At 64.8% G+C, this 17,284-nt stretch carries 16 protein-coding genes; 6 read left to right on the plus strand and 10 right to left on the minus strand.

Features of this window, described 5'->3' with window-relative positions:
* Nucleotides 1-39: 39 nt before the first annotated feature.
* Together E5162_RS03565 and E5162_RS03570 are read right to left on the minus strand one after the other, a co-directional pair.
* A complete protein-coding gene (locus E5162_RS03565) occupies nt 40-1,305 on the minus strand; it encodes a pentapeptide repeat-containing protein (protein WP_158291187.1) in 1,266 nt (421 codons plus the stop codon).
* 90 nt (nt 1,306-1,395) lie between these two features.
* On the minus strand, nt 1,396-1,890 hold the full coding sequence (locus E5162_RS03570) for a pentapeptide repeat-containing protein (protein WP_135943562.1): 495 nt from the start codon (nt 1,888-1,890) through the stop codon (nt 1,396-1,398).
* A 434-nt stretch (nt 1,891-2,324) separates the two neighbouring features.
* On the opposite strand from E5162_RS03570, the gene E5162_RS03575 reads away from it, so the two are divergent.
* Nucleotides 2,325-2,963 (plus strand): exonuclease domain-containing protein, encoded by a 639-nt coding sequence (locus E5162_RS03575; protein ID WP_135943563.1) that lies wholly within the window; start codon nt 2,325-2,327, stop codon nt 2,961-2,963.
* A 608-nt stretch (nt 2,964-3,571) separates the two neighbouring features.
* Here E5162_RS03575 and E5162_RS03580 read toward each other — a convergent pair.
* A complete protein-coding gene (locus E5162_RS03580; RefSeq protein WP_135943564.1) occupies nt 3,572-6,175 on the minus strand; it encodes a TSCPD domain-containing protein in 2,604 nt (867 codons plus the stop codon).
* 191 nt (nt 6,176-6,366) lie between these two features.
* Between E5162_RS03580 and E5162_RS03585 the strand changes: the two genes are divergently transcribed.
* Genes E5162_RS03585 through E5162_RS03595 form a run of 3 tightly spaced genes read left to right on the plus strand, consistent with a single transcriptional unit; the run spans nt 6,367 to nt 7,697 of the window.
* Entirely contained in the window at nt 6,367-6,774 is a 408-nt protein-coding gene (locus E5162_RS03585; protein WP_135943565.1) for an NADH:ubiquinone oxidoreductase subunit NDUFA12, read from the plus strand.
* A 5-nt stretch (nt 6,775-6,779) separates the two neighbouring features.
* On the plus strand, nt 6,780-7,262 hold the full coding sequence (mlaD, locus tag E5162_RS03590; protein WP_135943566.1) for an outer membrane lipid asymmetry maintenance protein MlaD: 483 nt from the start codon (nt 6,780-6,782) through the stop codon (nt 7,260-7,262).
* 21 nt (nt 7,263-7,283) lie between these two features.
* Nucleotides 7,284-7,697, plus strand: coding sequence for a DUF2155 domain-containing protein (locus E5162_RS03595; RefSeq protein WP_135943567.1), 414 nt, complete (start codon nt 7,284-7,286; stop codon nt 7,695-7,697).
* Here the strand turns inward: E5162_RS03595 and aat are convergent.
* The 4 genes from aat to aroQ are packed head-to-tail and all read right to left on the minus strand — an operon-like array spanning nt 7,664 to nt 10,656.
* Nucleotides 7,664-8,314, minus strand: coding sequence for a leucyl/phenylalanyl-tRNA--protein transferase (gene aat, locus E5162_RS03600; RefSeq protein WP_135943568.1), 651 nt, complete (start codon nt 8,312-8,314; stop codon nt 7,664-7,666). The genes E5162_RS03595 and aat overlap by 34 nt on opposite strands.
* 10 nt (nt 8,315-8,324) lie before the next feature.
* Nucleotides 8,325-9,671 (minus strand): acetyl-CoA carboxylase biotin carboxylase subunit, encoded by a 1,347-nt coding sequence (gene accC / locus E5162_RS03605; protein ID WP_135943569.1) that lies wholly within the window; start codon nt 9,669-9,671, stop codon nt 8,325-8,327.
* Between the two features lie 15 nt (nt 9,672-9,686).
* Nucleotides 9,687-10,181 carry an acetyl-CoA carboxylase biotin carboxyl carrier protein gene (accB, locus tag E5162_RS03610; RefSeq protein ID WP_135943570.1) on the minus strand — a complete coding sequence of 165 codons (495 nt, stop codon included), beginning with the start codon at nt 10,179-10,181 and terminating at the stop codon, nt 9,687-9,689.
* 25 nt (nt 10,182-10,206) lie between these two features.
* A complete protein-coding gene (aroQ, locus tag E5162_RS03615; protein WP_135943571.1) occupies nt 10,207-10,656 on the minus strand; it encodes a type II 3-dehydroquinate dehydratase in 450 nt (149 codons plus the stop codon).
* Nucleotides 10,657-10,751: 95 nt separating this feature from the next.
* Here aroQ and thiS point away from each other — a divergent pair, with 95 nt between their 5' ends.
* Both thiS and E5162_RS03625 read left to right on the plus strand, forming a co-directional pair.
* A complete protein-coding gene (gene thiS / locus E5162_RS03620; protein WP_135943572.1) occupies nt 10,752-10,961 on the plus strand; it encodes a sulfur carrier protein ThiS in 210 nt (69 codons plus the stop codon).
* 4 nt (nt 10,962-10,965) lie between these two features.
* A complete protein-coding gene (locus E5162_RS03625) occupies nt 10,966-11,760 on the plus strand; it encodes a thiazole synthase (RefSeq protein WP_135943573.1) in 795 nt (264 codons plus the stop codon).
* Between the two features lie 6 nt (nt 11,761-11,766).
* Here E5162_RS03625 and E5162_RS03630 read toward each other — a convergent pair whose 3' ends face one another.
* From E5162_RS03630 to E5162_RS03640, 3 genes are all read right to left on the minus strand, one after another.
* Nucleotides 11,767-12,513: a DsbA family protein gene (locus tag E5162_RS03630; protein ID WP_135943574.1), complete on the minus strand. Its 747-nt coding sequence runs from the start codon at nt 12,511-12,513 to the stop codon at nt 11,767-11,769.
* A gap of 39 nt (nt 12,514-12,552) precedes the next feature.
* Complete coding sequence (locus E5162_RS03635) at nt 12,553-13,947, minus strand: M48 family metalloprotease (protein WP_135943575.1); 1,395 nt, start codon at nt 13,945-13,947, stop codon at nt 12,553-12,555.
* Nucleotides 13,948-14,095: 148 nt separating this feature from the next.
* The gene (locus E5162_RS03640) at nt 14,096-16,852 is read right to left on the minus strand and encodes a ribonuclease E/G (protein WP_135943576.1); all 2,757 of its coding nucleotides are present in this window, start codon (nt 16,850-16,852) and stop codon (nt 14,096-14,098) included.
* Nucleotides 16,853-17,284 lie beyond the last annotated feature (432 nt).

Here is a 17,284-nt window from a genome sequence, read left to right on the forward strand (position 1 = left end):
TGAAAAGACAAGGCCCGCAGCATCGCTGCGGGCCTTTTTCTATCGCCGGTCGGGAATGGAGGGGGGTCTGGGTTTGCCGCCGCCTTCAAGTTCGGGCACAGCTTCGGGTTCCGGCACAGGCTCTGGTGCAGGTTCCGGCGCCTCGGCCAGGCGGGCATTGGCCTGGTTGAGGATGATCTCGATCGGCACGCCGGATTCAGACCGCACGAAATCGAACTCCCAGCTCGACCCGCCATCGTCTTCCAGATCGGCGCGCACCTGGCGCAGTGCGCTCATCACGATGGCTTCCAGCTCGCCGGCGTCCATTGCGCTGCCGCGCGCCTCCATCTGGGCTTCGCTGATGGCCTGGGCGGCCTCGCGCAAGCCTTCGCGCGCGGCTTCGGCCAGGGCGCGCGAGTTGAGCACCTCGCTGCGGATGTTGGAGCGTTCCAGATCGTTCATCGCCGAGCGGAAGGCGACGCGCGCCGCTTCCATCTCGCGCTGGCGCGAGCGTTCATTGCCGGCGACCACGAAGGCGGACGGGTCCAGCGTCACCGCACCGGGCGTGCCGCCGGGCGGGCAGGGGGCAAGCCTCAGCCCGCCGGGCAGAGTCGTCGCCGGCGAGCCGCAGCTGCTCGACAGCATCTCCTGCTCGAGGCCGGTCACGTCGCGCATCTGCGCGCCGGAAAAATTCACATCGACCAGGCGCACGCCGCTGAAATCGGCCTCGCGAAGATCGGCCCCGCTCAGATCGACATGCTCCAGGATGGCGCCGTCGAACCGGACCTCGCGCGCGTTCACGCCGCGCATATTGGTATTGGTGATCCGCGCGCCGGAAAAATCGCTCTCGATCAGGTTGGCGGCCTGGAAATCGCACAGGCGCAGCGCCGCGTTCACGAAGACCGCCTCGCTCAGGTCCGCCCCGCTGAGATCGGTCAGGACCAGGGCGGCATCGGCCAGCATCGCGTCGCGCATGTTCGCGCCGGTGAAGTTTACCCGCTGGCTGCGCAGATTGGACAGGAGAGCATCGCCGAAATCGGCGCCGGCAAAGGACGCGCCGGACAGGTGCGCATCGGCCATGCTGACATCGCGGAAATTGCCGCCCGTCACCGTGATATTGGCAAAGCGCGCGCCGACCAGATGGGCATCTTCGAAATTGGATCCGGAGAAATCGCCGCCGTAAAGGTGCGCATTGGCCAGGTTGGAATCGGCAAAGTCGCACGCGACGCAGTCACCGCCGATGACGAGGCGGCGATGGGGTTCGCCCTCGCCGCCGGCCCGGGCCGGTCCCGACAGTGCGGCCGCGCCGGCCACTCCAATGAACAAGGTTCGCAGCATCATGGCCCAACAGGTACAACCGGCGACTGCCAAAAGCGACTTAAAAGGCGGTAACCCGTTGGAGAGTTGACGGCAATGTTACCTAGGGTCGCAAGGGGGCACGGACAGTGACGCAGGCAGGCGTGTGCGCGCATCCCCGCAGGCAGACGAGAGCTGGGTCTGCGTCAGCCCGCGTGCGGTCTCCATCTCGGCGCCCGACAGATTGGTGCCGGTCAGGTTAGCGCCGGTCATGTCCGCGCTGCCGAAATACGCTCCGACTGCATTGGCCCCGCTCAGATCGGCCCCGCGGAAGCTCGCCGCGGTAAAGCGCGCGCCGAACAAATTGGCCACCGACAGATTGGCGCGGTCGAAGCGCGCGCGGTTCATCGTGGACAGGCTCAGATCGGCCTGGCGCAGGCGTGAGCCCGACAGGTCGATCCCCGGCAGGTCGGTATAGGCGAGATCGGCCTGGAACAGATTGCAGCCCGGGCAGGACTGTCCGGTCTGCACCGAGGCGATCTGGCCGGCATTCTGGGCACTGGCCGCAGCCGGCAGAAGCGCCGCCACGATCACGCTGAGGAATATCTGTTTCATCTCGGCATGCTCCAGCCACTGATGCAAGGGTCCAGCCCGCCTCCTGCAAGCGCCGCGCCAGCTTGCCCCATTCCAAAGCTGCAACCCCGGACGGTCGGAGGCGATCCGGGGCCTCAGGCAGATAGGCTCACGCCCGCCATCCGATGCTTCGAGGCCCGGCAAGCCGGGCACCTCAGCATGAGGGAATGGGTGACACCTGATGCCAGTATCGCAGTCAAAACAATCATCCGATGTCACCCATTCCCTCACCCTGAGGTGCTCGCGCAGCGAGCCTCGAAGGGTCGGATGACGCGCTTCTCCCGAAATCCCTCTTTCCTGACGAAAGTCAGGACCCAGAGAGGCAGGGTGCCTGCCTGAAACCGCTCGTTTGAGACAGGGCCGTCACAACGCCCTGCTAGGCTCTCCCGCACAGATCATCCGGGAGGACCCTTTTCATGTTTCACGCCCTTTTCGCCGCCGCCCTTGCTGCCGCCGCAGTCCAGCCGGTGACGCCGCAGACCGATCCGGACGCCTTCGTGCTCGCCATCATCGACGTGGAGACGACGGGGCTCGAGCCCGGCCATCACGAGATGATCGATATCGGGGCGGTCTACACCGATCTTGAAGGGGAGGTGCTCGGTGAGTTCTTCATCCGCATCACCCCCGACCATCCCGAGCGCGCCGGTGAGACCGCGCGGGGCATCAACGGCTTCGACGAGGCCCGCTGGGCCGAGCTCGACGCATCTGGCGAGGCGGAGGCGGCCCGCGCCTTCCTGGCGTTTCATGACGAGATGGCGGGCGGCCGCACCGCGCTCTTCACCGCCTACAACGCCCATTTCGACCGCGCCTTCGTGGACGCCTGGCTGAAGGAGGAGGGCCATGGCGGGGTGTCGGACCTGTTTACCTATTTCATGGTGGACCTGCCGTCGCTGGCCTGGGGGCGCGGCTATCGCGGCCTTTACGGCGGCGAGATCGCGCAAGCGCTCGGCATCGAACCGGAAACCAGCGATCCCCTGGAACACACTGGTCAATCCGGCGCCGCATGGAATCTTCAATTCTACCGCGCGCTGATGGCCGCAGAGCTCCGCGAGTAACACGGCGGCGCAGGCTCACTCCCCCACTCTCCTTCTCCCGCTCCACGACTCTTTCCTGACGAAAGTCAGGACCCAGGGGAGGACGGGCGGCGTGATCGGATGACACCGCTCCTCGCTCTCTGGATCCCAGCATTCGCTGGGAAAGAGGAGTGCGCGATTTGTCTTGATGATTGCGCCTCGACTTTCAAATAGAGCTGAAACCCCGGCCAAACCGAAGGCGCCGAGCCGGGGCCTCGGAGACGCAGGATCGCCTGAGGTCCCGGGTCCGCTGCGCGGCCCGGGATTTCAGGGGGGCAGGCGGTTCTGCCGGTGAAGGGCCAGTTTAAGGTATTGAAAAGTCGACTCCTCTTTCCTGACGAAAGTCAGGACCCAGAGAGGACAGGGCGGCGTCATCGGATGATGGCACTCTACGCTCTCTGGATCCCAGCGGCCGCTGGGAAAGAGACGTGCGCGATTTGTGTTGGGGGTTGTGCCTGGACTCTCAACCAATGCTGAAACCCCGGCCAAGCCGAAGGCGCAGAGCCGGGGGCTTGGAGCTGGATGGTCACCCGGTCCCGGGTCCGCTTCGCGGCCCGGGATTTCAAGAGGTGTGAGGAAGACCAGTAGGCTCAGCCCCCCGGCGGCGTGCCCGACCAGTTGCAGGCGTCGCAGACGAGGGTGCTGCCTTTTTCAAGCAGGGTGAAGTGGCCGCATTCCGGGCAGGGGTCGCCGGAATAGCTGTCGGCCGTGCGGGCCACGCTGGACACGCTGCCCGAGCCACCTGAACCGCCGGAAACCCCGCCAGATACTCCGCTCGCAGACACATCCTCGTCCTCGTCGAGCGCGTCGGCGCGCCCGGCTTGCGCCGCGCGCGCCTTTCTCGGCCCGGCCAGCATCACGACATTGTCGGGCAGCTGGCCGCGCGAGAAGCCCTTGGAGATGAATTTGCTGGGGTCGGCCTCGACGATCTTTTCCTTCGCCACGCCGTCTCCCAGCGCTGCCGGGTCCGATTTCGGGCCGTCGCTCTGCGCGAGATCCTCGCGCCCGAGATAGGAGGTGCCGAGCTCGCGGAAGAGATAGTCCAGGATGGAGGTGGCGTACTTGATGGAATCGTTGCCTTCCACCGGGCCGGCCGGTTCGAAGCGCGTGAAGACGTAGGCGTCCACGAATTCCTCCAGCGGCACGCCGTATTGCAGGCCGATGGAGATCGCGATGGCGAAATTATTCATCAGCGAGCGGAAGGCCGCGCCTTCCTTGTGCATGTCAATGAAGATCTCGCCGAGCTCGCCATCGTCGAACTCGCCGGTGTGCAGATAGACTTTGTGTCCGCCCACCGTGGCCTTCTGGATATAGCCCTTGCGCCGGTCGGGCAGCTTGCGGCGCCGGGCCGGGCCTTCGACCATGCGTTCCACGACCTTCTCGACCACACGCTCCTCGGCGACGAATTCGCGCCGTCCGTAATCGCCGCCCTCGAACTCGATCGTGTTGAGCAGGTCGTAGAGCGCGTCGCCCTCGCGGCGCAGCGTCACGCCATGCAGGCCGCGGCGCGCGCACGACACGATGAGGCGCGAGACCTCGTCAATCCCGGCCGAACCGGGCAGGGCCAGTTCCAGGTCGCAGGACCGGCCGCTCGCCGCCTCGATGCCGGCCGCCATGGCCAGGCGCGCCTCCAGCGAGGGCGCCGCGAACACGGCGCGCAGCTCTGGCGTGAGGGCGCTGCACGCGTCCAGCTGGCCGGTGCCGTGGACGAAACGTTCGGCGGCCTCGATGTCCTCGGCGCTGACGCCGAAGGCTTCCAGAAGGCCCGCTCCGGCCGCTTCGAGCTGTTCGGGCGCCAGGCCGCAGCGGCGTGCAATCTCTTCGCCCACCGTCCAGCGGTTGAAGGCGTGGCGCACGGCCATGCCGTCGGCGATCATCGCCTCGATGCGCGCCAGATCCTCGTCATCAAGCCCCTGACGCTGCAGGGCGGACAGCCAATCCGCGCCGAGCCCGGACAGCGTGCCGCGGCCGGTGGCGTGCCGGATGGCGGCCCGGCTTGCCTCGTCTCCGGCGGATTCCAGCGCGATGCGGGCGCTCTTTGTCAGGTCGCCCGCGCGCACCAGGTTGGCAATCGGGTGGATCGAGATCGAGTCCAGGCCCAGCGCATCGCAGCAGGGCCCGTCGGGCGCTTTCAGCGAGACCGGGGCCGGGGAGTGGTCCTGGACCAGGGTGACGAGGGAGGCGGCCGTCTCGCGCGCCGCGTCGCTGTCATAGGCCAGATGCAGGCGCATCAGGGCGGCGGCCAGATTGGCAAGGCCCAGCGCGCCGGCCGGCTCGGCCGCGCGGCCCCAGAGGGCGGCAGCGTGGGCGAGCGCGTCCCGGTCGAGTTCGCCCCCGGTCACGAAGGCGGCAAGGTTCAGCACGGCGGCCGGCTCATGCTTGTCCTGCGGTTTGAACTCGAGCCTGGGCGTCCCATGGGTCCAGATCGTCTCGGCGATCCGGGCGAGCAGGGCGCGCGGGGTCTCGTCCAGACCGTCCAGCCGCGCGTCGCCATCCACCGCGTCGAAGAAATCGGGGGACAGGCGCAGGCTTTGTGCCCGGGGTGCGGGCGGGGAGAGATCGAGCCCGGCCTCTACCTCGGTGATGCCCTGGCGGGCGCGCGAGATGGCCCGCTCGATCATCGCGTCCGGCGCGCCGTCCCGGCGCGCGGCGCGCACGGCTCGGGCCAGCGCCCGGTTGCGGCGCGGGTCGAAGCATTCTTCCGGCGTCCCGTCGCAGTTCACGCACGCCGACGCGACCGATTCCAGACGCTCGCGCAAGACGCGCGCGCCGAGGTCGGCGGCCGCGCTGCCCGCCGCATGCGCGTTGACATCATCGAGTAGCGCGCGTGCATGGCTCAAGCCGACAGGTGGCAGCGGATGATGGTCTTCGCGCATGGAGTTAGGTGCCGCTTCGCAGCGTATCATGCTGGCGGCGAGCTCGGCTGCGGCGAGCTTTCTATCGTCTTGATCCCATTGGGAAACGATGCGCTCTGCCAGCTCGGTAATGGCCTGTTCGAGATCGCCGCCGCGGTCCAGCTCGTATCCGGTCAGGGCCGCGAAGCCGAGGATTGAGGCGGCGTCGAAATGGGCCGGAACCCGCAACGGGACAGGCGTCCCCGCCTCCAGCGCATCGGGATCGGCGAGGGATAGGTCGCGCGTTTCCCAGTCGGTGTGAGGGGCCTCGGGGCCGGTCAGTCGGGGATCGAGCGCCATGGGAACTCCGGGGATAAACGGGGCGGGAAACGCGAATCGCCTGCTATGGTATCGCGTCCCGGCCCGGCGTGTCGAAAAAGCCGTAGCCGGACTGCAAACGGCGTGTTTGACAGCGCTCTCACTGGACCCGGGCGGCCTGCGTGGGCATAGTCGCGCGCGAGACACACACCCCTTAGAGGACCGCCTCGATCATGCTCTTCTTCAAACGCCTTTTCGCCTGGTGGGACGGTGCCACCCTGGGCACGCTGTGGACGATTTCGCGCGGGGGTAAGTTCGTCGGCCGGGACGAAACCGGCAACCGCTACTTCGAAGAGGCCGAGGGCAAGGGAACCGGCGCCGGCAAGACCCGCCGCCGCTGGGTGATCTACAAGGGCTATGCCGACGCCTCCCGCGTTCCGTCCGACTGGCATGGCTGGATGCACCACACCTTCGACACCCCGCCCAGCGAGACGCCGCTGCCGCGCCATGCCTGGGAAAAGGATCACCAGCCGAATATGACCGGCACGATTCACGCTTATCGTCCAAAGGGTTCGCTGGCCTCGGCCCGCGAGCGCCAGCGCACGACCGCCGACTATGAGAGCTGGACTCCGGAAGGATAGGATCAATGAGAAGCGGTGCTGTTCTCGAGACCCTGATCGGTCTGATCGTCCTGGCCGCCGCCGGGCTGTTCCTGTTCTACGCGCAGGGCCAGCTCGACGAGGGCCCGGGCCGCAGCGGCTATGCGGTCAATGCCAGGTTCAACTCGATCGGCGACCTCGCCCGGGGCGCCGACGTGCGCGTCGCCGGTGTCTCCGTCGGCACGGTGTCGGACATCTCGCTCGACACCCAGACCTATTTCGCGCGGACCCATCTCACCATTCGTTCGGATGTTGAAATCCCTGAAGATTCAACGGCCAAGATTGCCATGGCCGGGCTTCTCGGAGGCTCTTACGTGGAGATCGAGCCGGGCGGCGCTATGGAAATGCTGGAGGCCGGCGGAGAGATCGAGTTCACTCAGGGCGCCATCGACCTGTTCGATCTGATCGGTCAGTTCATGAGTCAGCGCGGGACCTCGAATTCGGATTCCAGCGCCTCGACATCGCCGTAAAGCGGTGCGAGCGTTCACCCCATGATGATCAAGACGTTTCTTCTTCCGATTCTGGCGGCTTCCGCGTTGGCGGCCCAGACGCAGGCCCAGTCCCTGCCCGACGCTGACGAGCCGGGCTCGGAGCCCGGTTCCGTGGCGATCCTGCGCGGGCTCGACAAGGTGACGGCCCGTACCCGGGATTTCGAAGCGCCGGTCGGCGAGCGTGTCGAGTTCGGAGCGCTCGAGATCGAGGTGAAGTATTGCCGCCGGCGTCCGCCGGAAGAACCGCCCGAGACGTTTGTTTTCATGGAAGTTTTCGATCGCCGCACAGACGGCTTCGGATCGGATGTGGACGGCGCGGAAATCTTCTCCGGCTGGATGTTTGCCTCCAACCCGGCGCTCAATCCACTCGAACACCCCGTCTATGACGTGTGGGTGATCGACTGCAGGAGCTGATGGCCCGACAGGCCGTCGGGAAGCGCAAAGAAGTCGGCTTCGTGGTCGGTCGCATCGTCCAGCTTGGCCGCATAGACGTGGCGTGACACGGTCCGAGCGCCGAAGCGCTCCAGATGGGCGGTCGTGAACTGTGCGTCCAGCAAGCGGTACTGGCCGGCCTGCAGGCGGGCCACCAGATGAACCAGCGCAACCTTGGAGGCATCGGTCGCGCGCGAGAACATGCTCTCGCCAAAGAACGCCGCCCCGATCGAAACGCCATACAGGCCCCCGGCCAGCGCGCCGCCCTTCCAGCATTCCAGCGAATGGGCATGACCGGCGCGGTGCATCTCCCGGTAAAGATTGAGGATTGGCTGGTTGATCCAGGTTTCCTCGCGCCCGGGTCCCGGCGCCGCGCACGCATTCACCACCGCGTCGAAGCAGCGATTGACCGTGACGTGGAACATGTCCTGGCGCACGACTTTCTTCAGGCTGCGCGGAATATGAAATTCGTGCAGCGGCAGGATGCCCCGCTCGTCCGGGTTCAGCAGGAAAATCCGTGGATCGTCGCGTGCTTCGGCCATGGGGAAGACCCCCCGGCGGTAGCAGGCCAGCAATTCCTCGACACCGAAGCCGCGCATGCGGCCCCTCCTATTGTCCGCGCTCGGCCAGAAACTGCTCCAGCCAGCGAATGTGATAGTCGCCGCTGATGAATTCGGGCTGTTCGAGAAGCTCTAGATGGAGGGGGATGGTCGTCTCGACACCGCCCACCACCATCTCCTGCAGCGCGCGCCGAAGGCGCAGCAGGGCTTCCTGCCGGCTGCGTCCGTGCACGATCAGCTTTCCGATGAGGCTGTCGTAATAGGGCGGGATGGAATAGCCGGAGTACAGTGCGCTATCGAGGCGCACGCCTGGGCCGCCGGGGGCGTGAAAATCGGTCACCTTGCCGGGCGAAGGGGCAAAGGTGAACGGATTCTCGGCGTTGATCCGGCATTCGATCGCATGGCCGTTGATCTTGATCTCGTCCTGGGTGAAGCCCAGCACTTCGCCATTGGCGACGCGGATCTGCTCGCGCACCAGGTCGATTCCCGTGATCTCCTCGGTCACCGGATGCTCCACCTGCAGGCGGGTATTCATCTCGATGAAGAAGAACTCGCCGTTTTCGTAGAGGAATTCGACCGTTCCCGCGCCGCGGTAGCCGATATTGCGAACGGCATCGGTCACCGTCTTGCCGATGCGGGCGCGCTCTTCATCGGTGAGGGTCGGGGAGGGGGCTTCTTCCAGTACTTTCTGGTGACGGCGCTGCAGCGAACAATCGCGCTCGGCAAGATGAACCACATTGCCGTGCTGGTCGGCCATGACCTGGATTTCGATGTGACGCGGCTTGCCGAGATATTTCTCAATATAGACCGCACCGTCCCCGAAGGCCGCCTTCGCCTCGGTCGACGCGGTCTGGAGGGCCTGCTCCAGCTTGTCTTCGCTCTCGGCGACCTTCATGCCGCGTCCACCGCCGCCCGAGGCGGCCTTGATCAGCACGGGAAAGCCGATCTCCTTGGCGATGCGGCGCGCTTCCTTCATGTCCGTGATCGCACCGCCAGAGCCGGGCACGACCGGAATACCGGCATCGGCCGCGGCCTGCTTGGCGGTGATCTTGTCGCCCATCAGCCGGATGGTCTCGGGCTTCGGACCGATGAAGACCAGGCCGTGGGCCTCGACGATCTCGGCGAAGCGCGCGTTTTCCGACAGGAAGCCATAGCCGGGGTGGATCGCCTGCGCGCCGGTGATCTCGGCTGCGGCAATGATCGAGGGCACGTTGAGGTACGAACGCCCTGCCGGCGGCGGCCCCAGACACACGCTTTCATCGGCCAGGCGCACATGCATCGCGTCGGCGTCGGCTTCGGAATGCACCGCAACCGTGCGGATGCCCATGTCCTGGCAGGCGCGGTGAATGCGAAGTGCGATCTCGCCCCGGTTGGCGATGAGGATCTTGTCGAACATGAGATTGCGCCCGGATCAGGAGATGATGAAGAGGGGCTCGCCGTATTCGACCGGCTGGGCGTCGTCGACCAGGATTTCGGTGATCTTGCCGGACGAGGGTGCCGTGATGGGATTGAAGGTCTTCATCGCCTCGATCAGCAGGATGGTGTCACCTTCCTTCACCGCGTCGCCAACCGAAACGAAGTTCGGCGATTCCGGATTAGGCTTGCGGTAGACGGTCCCCACCATCGGCGACTTGACGGCGCCCGGATGGCTGGCCGGATCGGCGGCCTTCGTCGAAGCCGGTGTTTCTGGCGGATTGGTGCTGGCCGCCTGCGGCGCGGCAGCCGGCGCGGGAGCTGGGGCCGGCGCATGCGCGTAGGCGATCGGAGCGGCATGAATTTCACGCGCGACGCGGATACGCAGTTCGCCGCGTTCGAGCTCGATCTCTGTCAGTTCCGAATCGCGCAGGATCTTTGCCAGATCGCGTGCGAGCTTGGAATCGTTCTGCTGAGACGGGTTGGATGCCATGTATGCCGTGCCCTTCTTCTATTTTTCAGGCCGCGCCGTTCGCGATGATCTCAGCGGCGGCCTTGATCCCTAACACATAACCCAACGCGCCAAAGCCGGATATGACACCATCGGCAACGAGGCTGACGTAGGAATGATGACGGAAGCTCTCGCGCGCCATTGGCTGAGAGAGGTGTATTTCGATGATCGGCAGGTCTAGCGCTTTCAGCGCGTCGTGCAAAGCCACAGAGGTATGGCCGTAAGCTGCCGGGTTGATGAGCAGGACGGAGGCGTCTGCGCGCGCCTCGTGGATCCATTCGACCAGCACGCCTTCATGATTGGACTGGCGGAAGACACAGTCCAGCCCCAGTCCGGCCGCTTCCGCTTCGCATCGCGCCTTGATGTCGTTCAGCGTTTCCCGGCCGTATATGCCAGGCTCGCGCGTACCGAGCAGATTGAGATTCGGCCCGTTCAGAATATGGATCGGCTTGGTCATCGTCCCGGCCCTGTGCTCGAAGTCGGATCGCAGCCTTGACTGCGGGCGGCGGTTTTACGACGTGAAGATACGAAGAAACAAGAAAAGACCGAGCCATGAGTGCAATAAGCATAACGGTGAACGGCGAACCGCGCGATGTCCCGGCGGGACTGACGCTGGAGGGGCTGCTGACGGAATTGTCGCTTCAGCCGCGCAAGGTTGCTGTGGAACGTAATCTGGAGATCGCGCCACGTTCGGCGTATGGCCAGATAGAGATCGAGGCGGGCGACCGTCTTGAGATCGTTCATTTTGTCGGAGGAGGCTGAGCCTATGGACGGACTACCCGATCAGAAGCCGGAAGACCGTCTCGTCGTTGCGGGCCGGGCTCTGTCCTCGCGTCTCATCATCGGCACGGGCAAGTATGAGAGCTACGCGCTCAACGCCCGGGCCCTGGAGGCCTCCGGCGCGGAGATGATCACCGTGGCGGTACGCCGGGTCAATCTGTCAGACCCCGGCAAGGAGCGCCTTGTCGATCACATCGATCCGGAGCGCTATGTCTTCCTGCCCAATACTGCAGGCTGCTTTACCGGTGAAGACGCAGTCCGGACGCTGCGCCTCGCGCGGGAGGCGGGAGGCTGGAATCTTGTGAAGCTGGAAGTGCTGTCCGACCCGAAACATCTCTATCCCGACATGGCCGAGACCCTGCGCGCAGCCGAAATGCTGCTCAAGGAGGGCTTCGAGGTGATGGTCTATTGCTCCGATGACCCGGTCTACGCCAAGCGCCTGGAAGAGGCTGGATGTTGCGCCATCATGCCGTTGGGCGCGCCCATCGGCTCGGGGCTCGGCATCCAGAACCCGGTCAATATCCGCCTGATCATCGAACAGACCAAGGTCCCGGTTATCGTCGATGCGGGGGTCGGCACGGCCTCCGACGCCGCCATTGCCATGGAACTCGGCTGCGACGGTGTCCTGATGAATACCGCCATTGCGGAGGCCAAGGATCCTGTGCGCATGGCGACCGCGATGAAGCATGCCGTCATCGCCGGGCGCGAGGCCTATCTGGCCGGCCGCATGCCGCGCAAGCGCTACGCAGACCCGTCCAGCCCGCTGGCCGGCTTGATCTGAGGAAGGCTAGTCGCCGAGCGCTTCGCCGAGCGCACGCTCGAGGCCGGCAATATCGGCGCCGGGGATGACCGCATCGCCCACGATGAAGAAGGGCGTTCCCGTGATCCCGATGTTCTGAGCGAGTGCCCGGATTTCAGCGATGTGATCGGACACGGCCTCGCTCTCCATCTCGGTGCGCATGGTCTCGACATTCACGCCGGAATCTTCGGCCAAATCGTCGATACGGGCGCTCGGCAGCGGTCCGCTGGAACCCATCATCGCGTCGTGGAAGGCGAGATAGCGCTCGGGCTGCGTCCGCCAGACGGCAAGCGCGGCGCGGGACGCTTCTACCGATTCTGGCCCGAGTACCGGGAATTCCTTGAATACGAAACGAACCTGGTCGCCGTGCTCGTCCAGAACGTCGGTGACCCACTCATGCGAGCGACGGCAAAAGCCGCATTTGTAATCGAAGAACTCAACGATGGTGACGGCCGCATCATCCGGGCCGGCGACCGGATCGCGCGGATCTTCAAACAGGGCTGCGCTCGAGTTTTCGACATTCTCGAATAGCGAGCTCTGCTCGCGCTGGCGCGCCCGGCGCTGCAGTTCGATCAAGGCTTCTTCGATGACTTCGGGATTGTTCACGATGTAGGCGTGAACAAGCTCTTCAAGCTCATCTTGAGTCCAGTTGCCATCTTGCGCCTGAGCGTCCTGCGCCCCTTGGCCGCAAGCCACCAGGCCGAGCGCAAACAGTCCGGCAAAAAGCGATCGCATCAATGAACTCCTGTCAGGTGGAAGCGGCTAAGCCGGGACTTAACGGAGACCCCGGGACGGGGCAAGCGGTTGCCGTTGACGCTGATTGCGATTCCATTCGCGAATCTCGTCAGGCGAGGGTTGGGCAACCGCCTTCAACTCCGCCGCGCGAACCCAGGCAGGCGTACCGCTCTCCAGGCTCTCATGCGCCCGCGTGGCGAACTGATAGGCTTCAACGTTATTGCCTACCGAGAAGGCGCGTTCCGCCGTTGCAAGTTCGGCCAGTGCCTGCTCGCCCAACGCCTGGTGGGCGATCGAGAGCTGGTACCAGCCGAGCGAATTTTCCGGCTCTTCGGTAAGCGCAAAACGCAGGTGCGCCTTGGCCGATTCCAGCTGTTCGGTACTGCCGGCCGCGATCAGCGAGGTAGCCAGCCCGATGCGCAGGAGAGGGGAGTCCGGCATCAGCTCTACCGCACGCTCGTACGGCGCGATGGACTCCGCGATGAATCCGCTTTCGTACAGCATCTGACCTTCCAGCTCGCGGAAGAACGGATTCTCCGGCTCTTCATCCATCAAGGTCTGCAATTCCGCTCGCGCGTGATCGAGGTCGCCGCGCTTGAAATAGGCGACCGAGCGCGCGTACCGGGCGGGGACCGACGTATCGCTCTCCGGATATCGATTGAAGGTCTGGGCCGGCGGAACCATGAAGCCGATGATCTTGGCCTGGACGCGGCGTAGCTCGTCGACCTCCTCCGGGGTGTCGGTCACGTCCACATAGGGGGAGTTGTCGACGCTCCGCCTCAGGGCGCCGATGCGGTCGGCGGAGAGCGGGTGCGAGCGGAAATATTCCATCTGGCGCTGACGGGACATGACTTCCTGATAACGGAAGCGTTCAAACGTCGCGACCAGGCCGCGTCCGGACTGGCCTGTGGCCTCGAGATAGTTCGCGGCGGCCTGATCGGCAGCCGCTTCCTGGGCGCGCGTATAGCGCAGCATGTCCAGAGTCGCGAACTGGCTGCCGGAGGCCATAATGGCCGCTCCGGCACCGCCTTCACCTGCCAGCGCGGCCGCGAGACCCAGGCCGACGGTCATTGCCATGGTCGCCAACGCCCCGCGCGACGCATCGCCGAAACGGGCCAGGTGCGCGCCATCGATGTGACCGATTTCGTGCGCGAGTACACCTTTGATTTCGATGGGCTGGTCGGCGATGACGATAGCGCCGGTATGCATGAAGATGTTCTGGCCGCCGGTCACGAAGGCGTTGAACTCCATGTCGCCGATCAGATAGAGGTCCACCGAATCCGGGTTCAGACCGGCCGCCTGTATCAGCGGATCAGCGTAGCGCTCCATCATGATCTCGGCCTCGGCGTCGCGGATCAGTCCTTGAGCGAAGGACTGAGCGGATACGCCAAGCGTAAGGCTCAGGGCGAACACAAGCCGATAGATAAACCGCATTGAAGCCTCATCTCCTGCGCCCCCGCATCACCATCAGTGTAGCGCGAGCCGCACCAGCTTTCATCCCGTCAGGCCACACAAGCATGTGAAATGGCGCTAGACGGAATGAAAGCTGAACTGCGTGGCCAGACCAAGGCCGCAATGAGGCCTAGTCGTTCCCGAGGCCGAAGAGCTTGCCTGAGCGCTGCCACCAGCCGCGCTTCTTGGGCCCTTCGTCTGCGGCCGGCTTCGCCGCCGGTTCGGGTTTGGCGGGCTCTGCCCGAGTTTCAGCCGGGGCTGGCTGGGATTCGACAGTGCGGGCCGCTGGAGCCGGTGCGCTGGTCGTCTCGGTCTCGGTCTCCGGTTTGGCCTTGGGCGCAGGCTTCTTGCGCGTGCGCTTTTTCGGCGCCGGCTTGGCGCTTGTCCCGGTCTCGTCTTCGGTGGCAGCCTTGGCCTCATCCGACGCCGCAGCTGTGGTTTCCTCGGTCGCGGATGTATCGGGCTTGGCCTTGCTCGCGGCCGGTTTGCGGCGGGTCCGCTTCGGCTTGGCGGGCTTCTCGGCCTCGTCCGGCTGGTCTGCCACATCCGAAACGGGCTGCGCCTCTTCTTGAGACTCGCTGGTCTCGTCCTTGGCCTCCGACGTCGTATCGTCCTGCTGTGCAGTTTCTGCGGCAGGCTTGCGGCGGCGGCGACGGCGCTTGGGTTTGTCCTCGCCGGTCCCGCTTTCCCTGTCGGCGGGTGTCTCGTCAGCCTTCGCTTCCGCGTCCTGCGAGCTGTCGGCAGGGGCGTCATCGGCCGTCTTGGCTCTGCTGCGTCGGCGCGACGGGCGTTTGCGTGCAGCGGTCTCCTCGTCGGAGGCGACATGCGTCAGATCATCCCCGCCGACCGGCTCGACGACGGCCAGAACGTCATCGCCGCTGGGGTCGGTGTCGGTACGAGGCGCCATATCGGAATCTTGGCTGTCCGATCGTGCTTCAGCGTTTTCACCGGCCTCGTTTTGACCGTTATCACCCCCGCGCCGCCGGCGGCCGCGTCCGCCTCGGCGGCCGCGACGGCGCCGCTTGCGGCTGCCGTCATCTTCCGCGCCGTCGACGCGGTTTCCAGAGCTCCGCTCGCGAGCGTTGGCGGTGTCGTCCTGCGCGTCGGAATCGGCGGTCTCGTCGGCCTCGTCCTCGACGTCATCGTCGACGTCGTCAAAGTCGTCATCGTCATCCGACACGTCCTGGACGCGCGGCTCGATATCGGCCTCGGTAATCGCCGGGGATTCAGCGCGCGCCTCCGCCCTGGCCCGAGCGGCCTCCTTGCGTGTCTCCAGGCGGTCCAGTGTGAGGTGCGGCCGGATCAGCGTCTCGTCGGTCGTGACGATGACCTTCATGTCAAAGCGCGCTTCGATGGCGTGCAGAGACTCCCGCTTCTCGTTGAGAAGGTAGAGCGCGACATCCATCGGCACTCTGAGCTCGACCTTGGCGGTGCGGCCGCGCAGTCCTTCTTCTTCCAGCGTGCGCAGTGCCAGCAGGGCACTGGATTCCACCGAGCGCATGAAGCCCGACCCGCCGCAATGGCTGCAAACCTGGGTCGATCCTTCCATCAGGCTGGTCCGCCTGCGCTGGCGGCTCATTTCCATCAGGCCGAATTGTGAAATCCGACCGACCTGGATGCGCGCGCGATCCTTCTTGAGCGCGTCCTTCATCTTCTTCTCGACCGCGCGAACATTCTTGTTCTCGTCCATGTCGATGAAGTCGATGACCAGCAGACCTGCCAGGTCGCGAAGACGCATCTGGCGGGCGGCCTCCTCGGCCGCTTCCATATTCGTCTTCAGGGCCGTCTGCTCGATATTGCGTTCTTTGGTGGCACGCCCGGAGTTCACGTCAATCGAGACCAGGGCCTCGGTCGGGTTGATCACGATATAGCCGCCCGACTTGAGCTGCGCGATCGGGGAATAGATCGCCTCAAGCTGGCTCTCGACCTGATGGCGTTGGAAGAGCGGCGTGTCGTCCCTGTAGTGCTGAACCTTCTTGGCGTGACTGGGCATCAGCATGCGCATGAAGGCCTTGGCCTCTTTATAGGCCTCTTCGCCTTCGACCAGGACTTCCTCGATATCCTTGTCGTAGAGATCGCGGATCGCACGTTTGACCAGGTTGCCTTCCTCGTAGATGAGGGTCGGCGCCGTCGACTGAAGCGTCAGCTCGCGGATCGTCTCCCACAACCGGATCAGATATTCGTAATCGCGCTTGACCTCGAGCTTGGTGCGCGACGCTCCGGCCGTCCGGATGATCAATCCCATGCCTTGCGGCACTTCGAGTTCGTTGACGATGCTCTTCAGGCGCTTGCGGTCCGAGGCAATCGCGATCTTGCGCGAAATGCCGCCGCCGCGCGCCGTGTTCGGCATCAGCACGCAATAGCGTCCGGCCAGCGACAGATAGGTCGTCAGCGCGGCGCCCTTGTTGCCGCGTTCTTCCTTGGCGACCTGGACCAGAAGGACCTGGCGGCGTTTGATGACTTCCTGGATCTTGTACTTGCGCAGGAGCTGGCGGCGTTTGCGGGCGGCTTCCTCGACAATTTCGTCGTCGTCGTTATTTCCGACCGATTCGGTTTCGCCGTCTTCGACCTCGATCGGGTCGGCATTCAGCTCGCCCTCGATCTCGGCTTCAGCCTCGCGCAGCTTTTCGCGATCCTCGAAGGGTATCTGGTAGTAGTCGGGGTGAATTTCGTTGAAGGCGAGGAAGCCGTGCTTGTTCCCGCCATATTCGACAAAACAGGCCTGGAGCGAGGGTTCGACCCGCGTCACCTTGGCCAGATAGATATTTCCTCGAATTTGCTTCTTGGTGGATGATTCGAAGTCGAAATCTTCAACTCGGTTGGAGTCGACGAGCACGACCCGGGTTTCCTCCGGGTGGCCGGCATCGATCAGCATTTTCTGCGGCATAAAAAGGGGCTCCATGCCATGCATCGACGTTTCCGCACGCAACGGCGAGCGGAGTGGTCAGGCATTGGCTTTGCAGGGGGCGCGCGGCGTGGGACTCGCGGTTTGGTTTCAGCGATGTCGAACGCGCATGGCGCATTGGTGTATTCCTTTGATGGCCCTTTGTTGCAGCGCGCTCCGAACGAGGGAGCCGGCGCGGGCCACCGGTGACTGGCGTTCTTCGCGTCCCTTTTGGATGTCCAGGCAACGAGTGCTGCGGTACTGGACGGCGGGGCGCGTCGATAATGGTTTCGGCTCAACCGGCCCTGTCTGAAGGACGGACCGGACAGGTTGCAAGGATCACCCTGATCAGGCCAAAGGCCCTCAAAAGTCAGAGACTCCTGCAACGGATGTCACAATGCACCATCTGCCTGACGATGAAAAGCACAGCGTGCC

Origin of the sequence: Marinicauda pacifica (assembly GCF_004793635.1) — a bacterium.
In the GTDB taxonomy this organism is placed as follows: domain Bacteria; phylum Pseudomonadota; class Alphaproteobacteria; order Caulobacterales; family Maricaulaceae; genus Marinicauda; species Marinicauda pacifica.

Excerpts from the sequence above, each read along its gene's own strand:
- E5162_RS03570 (WP_135943562.1), bottom strand. The coding sequence starts at position 1,890 with ATGAAACAGATATTCCTCAGCGTGATCGTGGCGGCGCTTCTGCCGGCT.
- E5162_RS03575 (WP_135943563.1), top strand. The coding sequence starts at position 2,325 with ATGTTTCACGCCCTTTTCGCCGCCGCCCTTGCTGCCGCCGCAGTCCAG.
- E5162_RS03580 (WP_135943564.1), bottom strand. The coding sequence starts at position 6,175 with ATGGCGCTCGATCCCCGACTGACCGGCCCCGAGGCCCCTCACACCGAC.
- E5162_RS03585 (WP_135943565.1), top strand. The coding sequence starts at position 6,367 with ATGCTCTTCTTCAAACGCCTTTTCGCCTGGTGGGACGGTGCCACCCTG.
- mlaD (WP_135943566.1), top strand. The coding sequence starts at position 6,780 with ATGAGAAGCGGTGCTGTTCTCGAGACCCTGATCGGTCTGATCGTCCTG.
- E5162_RS03595 (WP_135943567.1), top strand. The coding sequence starts at position 7,284 with ATGATGATCAAGACGTTTCTTCTTCCGATTCTGGCGGCTTCCGCGTTG.
- aat (WP_135943568.1), bottom strand. The coding sequence starts at position 8,314 with ATGCGCGGCTTCGGTGTCGAGGAATTGCTGGCCTGCTACCGCCGGGGG.
- accC (WP_135943569.1), bottom strand. The coding sequence starts at position 9,671 with ATGTTCGACAAGATCCTCATCGCCAACCGGGGCGAGATCGCACTTCGC.
- accB (WP_135943570.1), bottom strand. The coding sequence starts at position 10,181 with ATGGCATCCAACCCGTCTCAGCAGAACGATTCCAAGCTCGCACGCGAT.
- aroQ (WP_135943571.1), bottom strand. The coding sequence starts at position 10,656 with ATGACCAAGCCGATCCATATTCTGAACGGGCCGAATCTCAATCTGCTC.
- thiS (WP_135943572.1), top strand. The coding sequence starts at position 10,752 with ATGAGTGCAATAAGCATAACGGTGAACGGCGAACCGCGCGATGTCCCG.
- E5162_RS03625 (WP_135943573.1), top strand. The coding sequence starts at position 10,966 with ATGGACGGACTACCCGATCAGAAGCCGGAAGACCGTCTCGTCGTTGCG.
- E5162_RS03630 (WP_135943574.1), bottom strand. The coding sequence starts at position 12,513 with ATGCGATCGCTTTTTGCCGGACTGTTTGCGCTCGGCCTGGTGGCTTGC.
- E5162_RS03635 (WP_135943575.1), bottom strand. The coding sequence starts at position 13,947 with ATGCGGTTTATCTATCGGCTTGTGTTCGCCCTGAGCCTTACGCTTGGC.
- E5162_RS03640 (WP_135943576.1), bottom strand. The coding sequence starts at position 16,852 with ATGCCGCAGAAAATGCTGATCGATGCCGGCCACCCGGAGGAAACCCGG.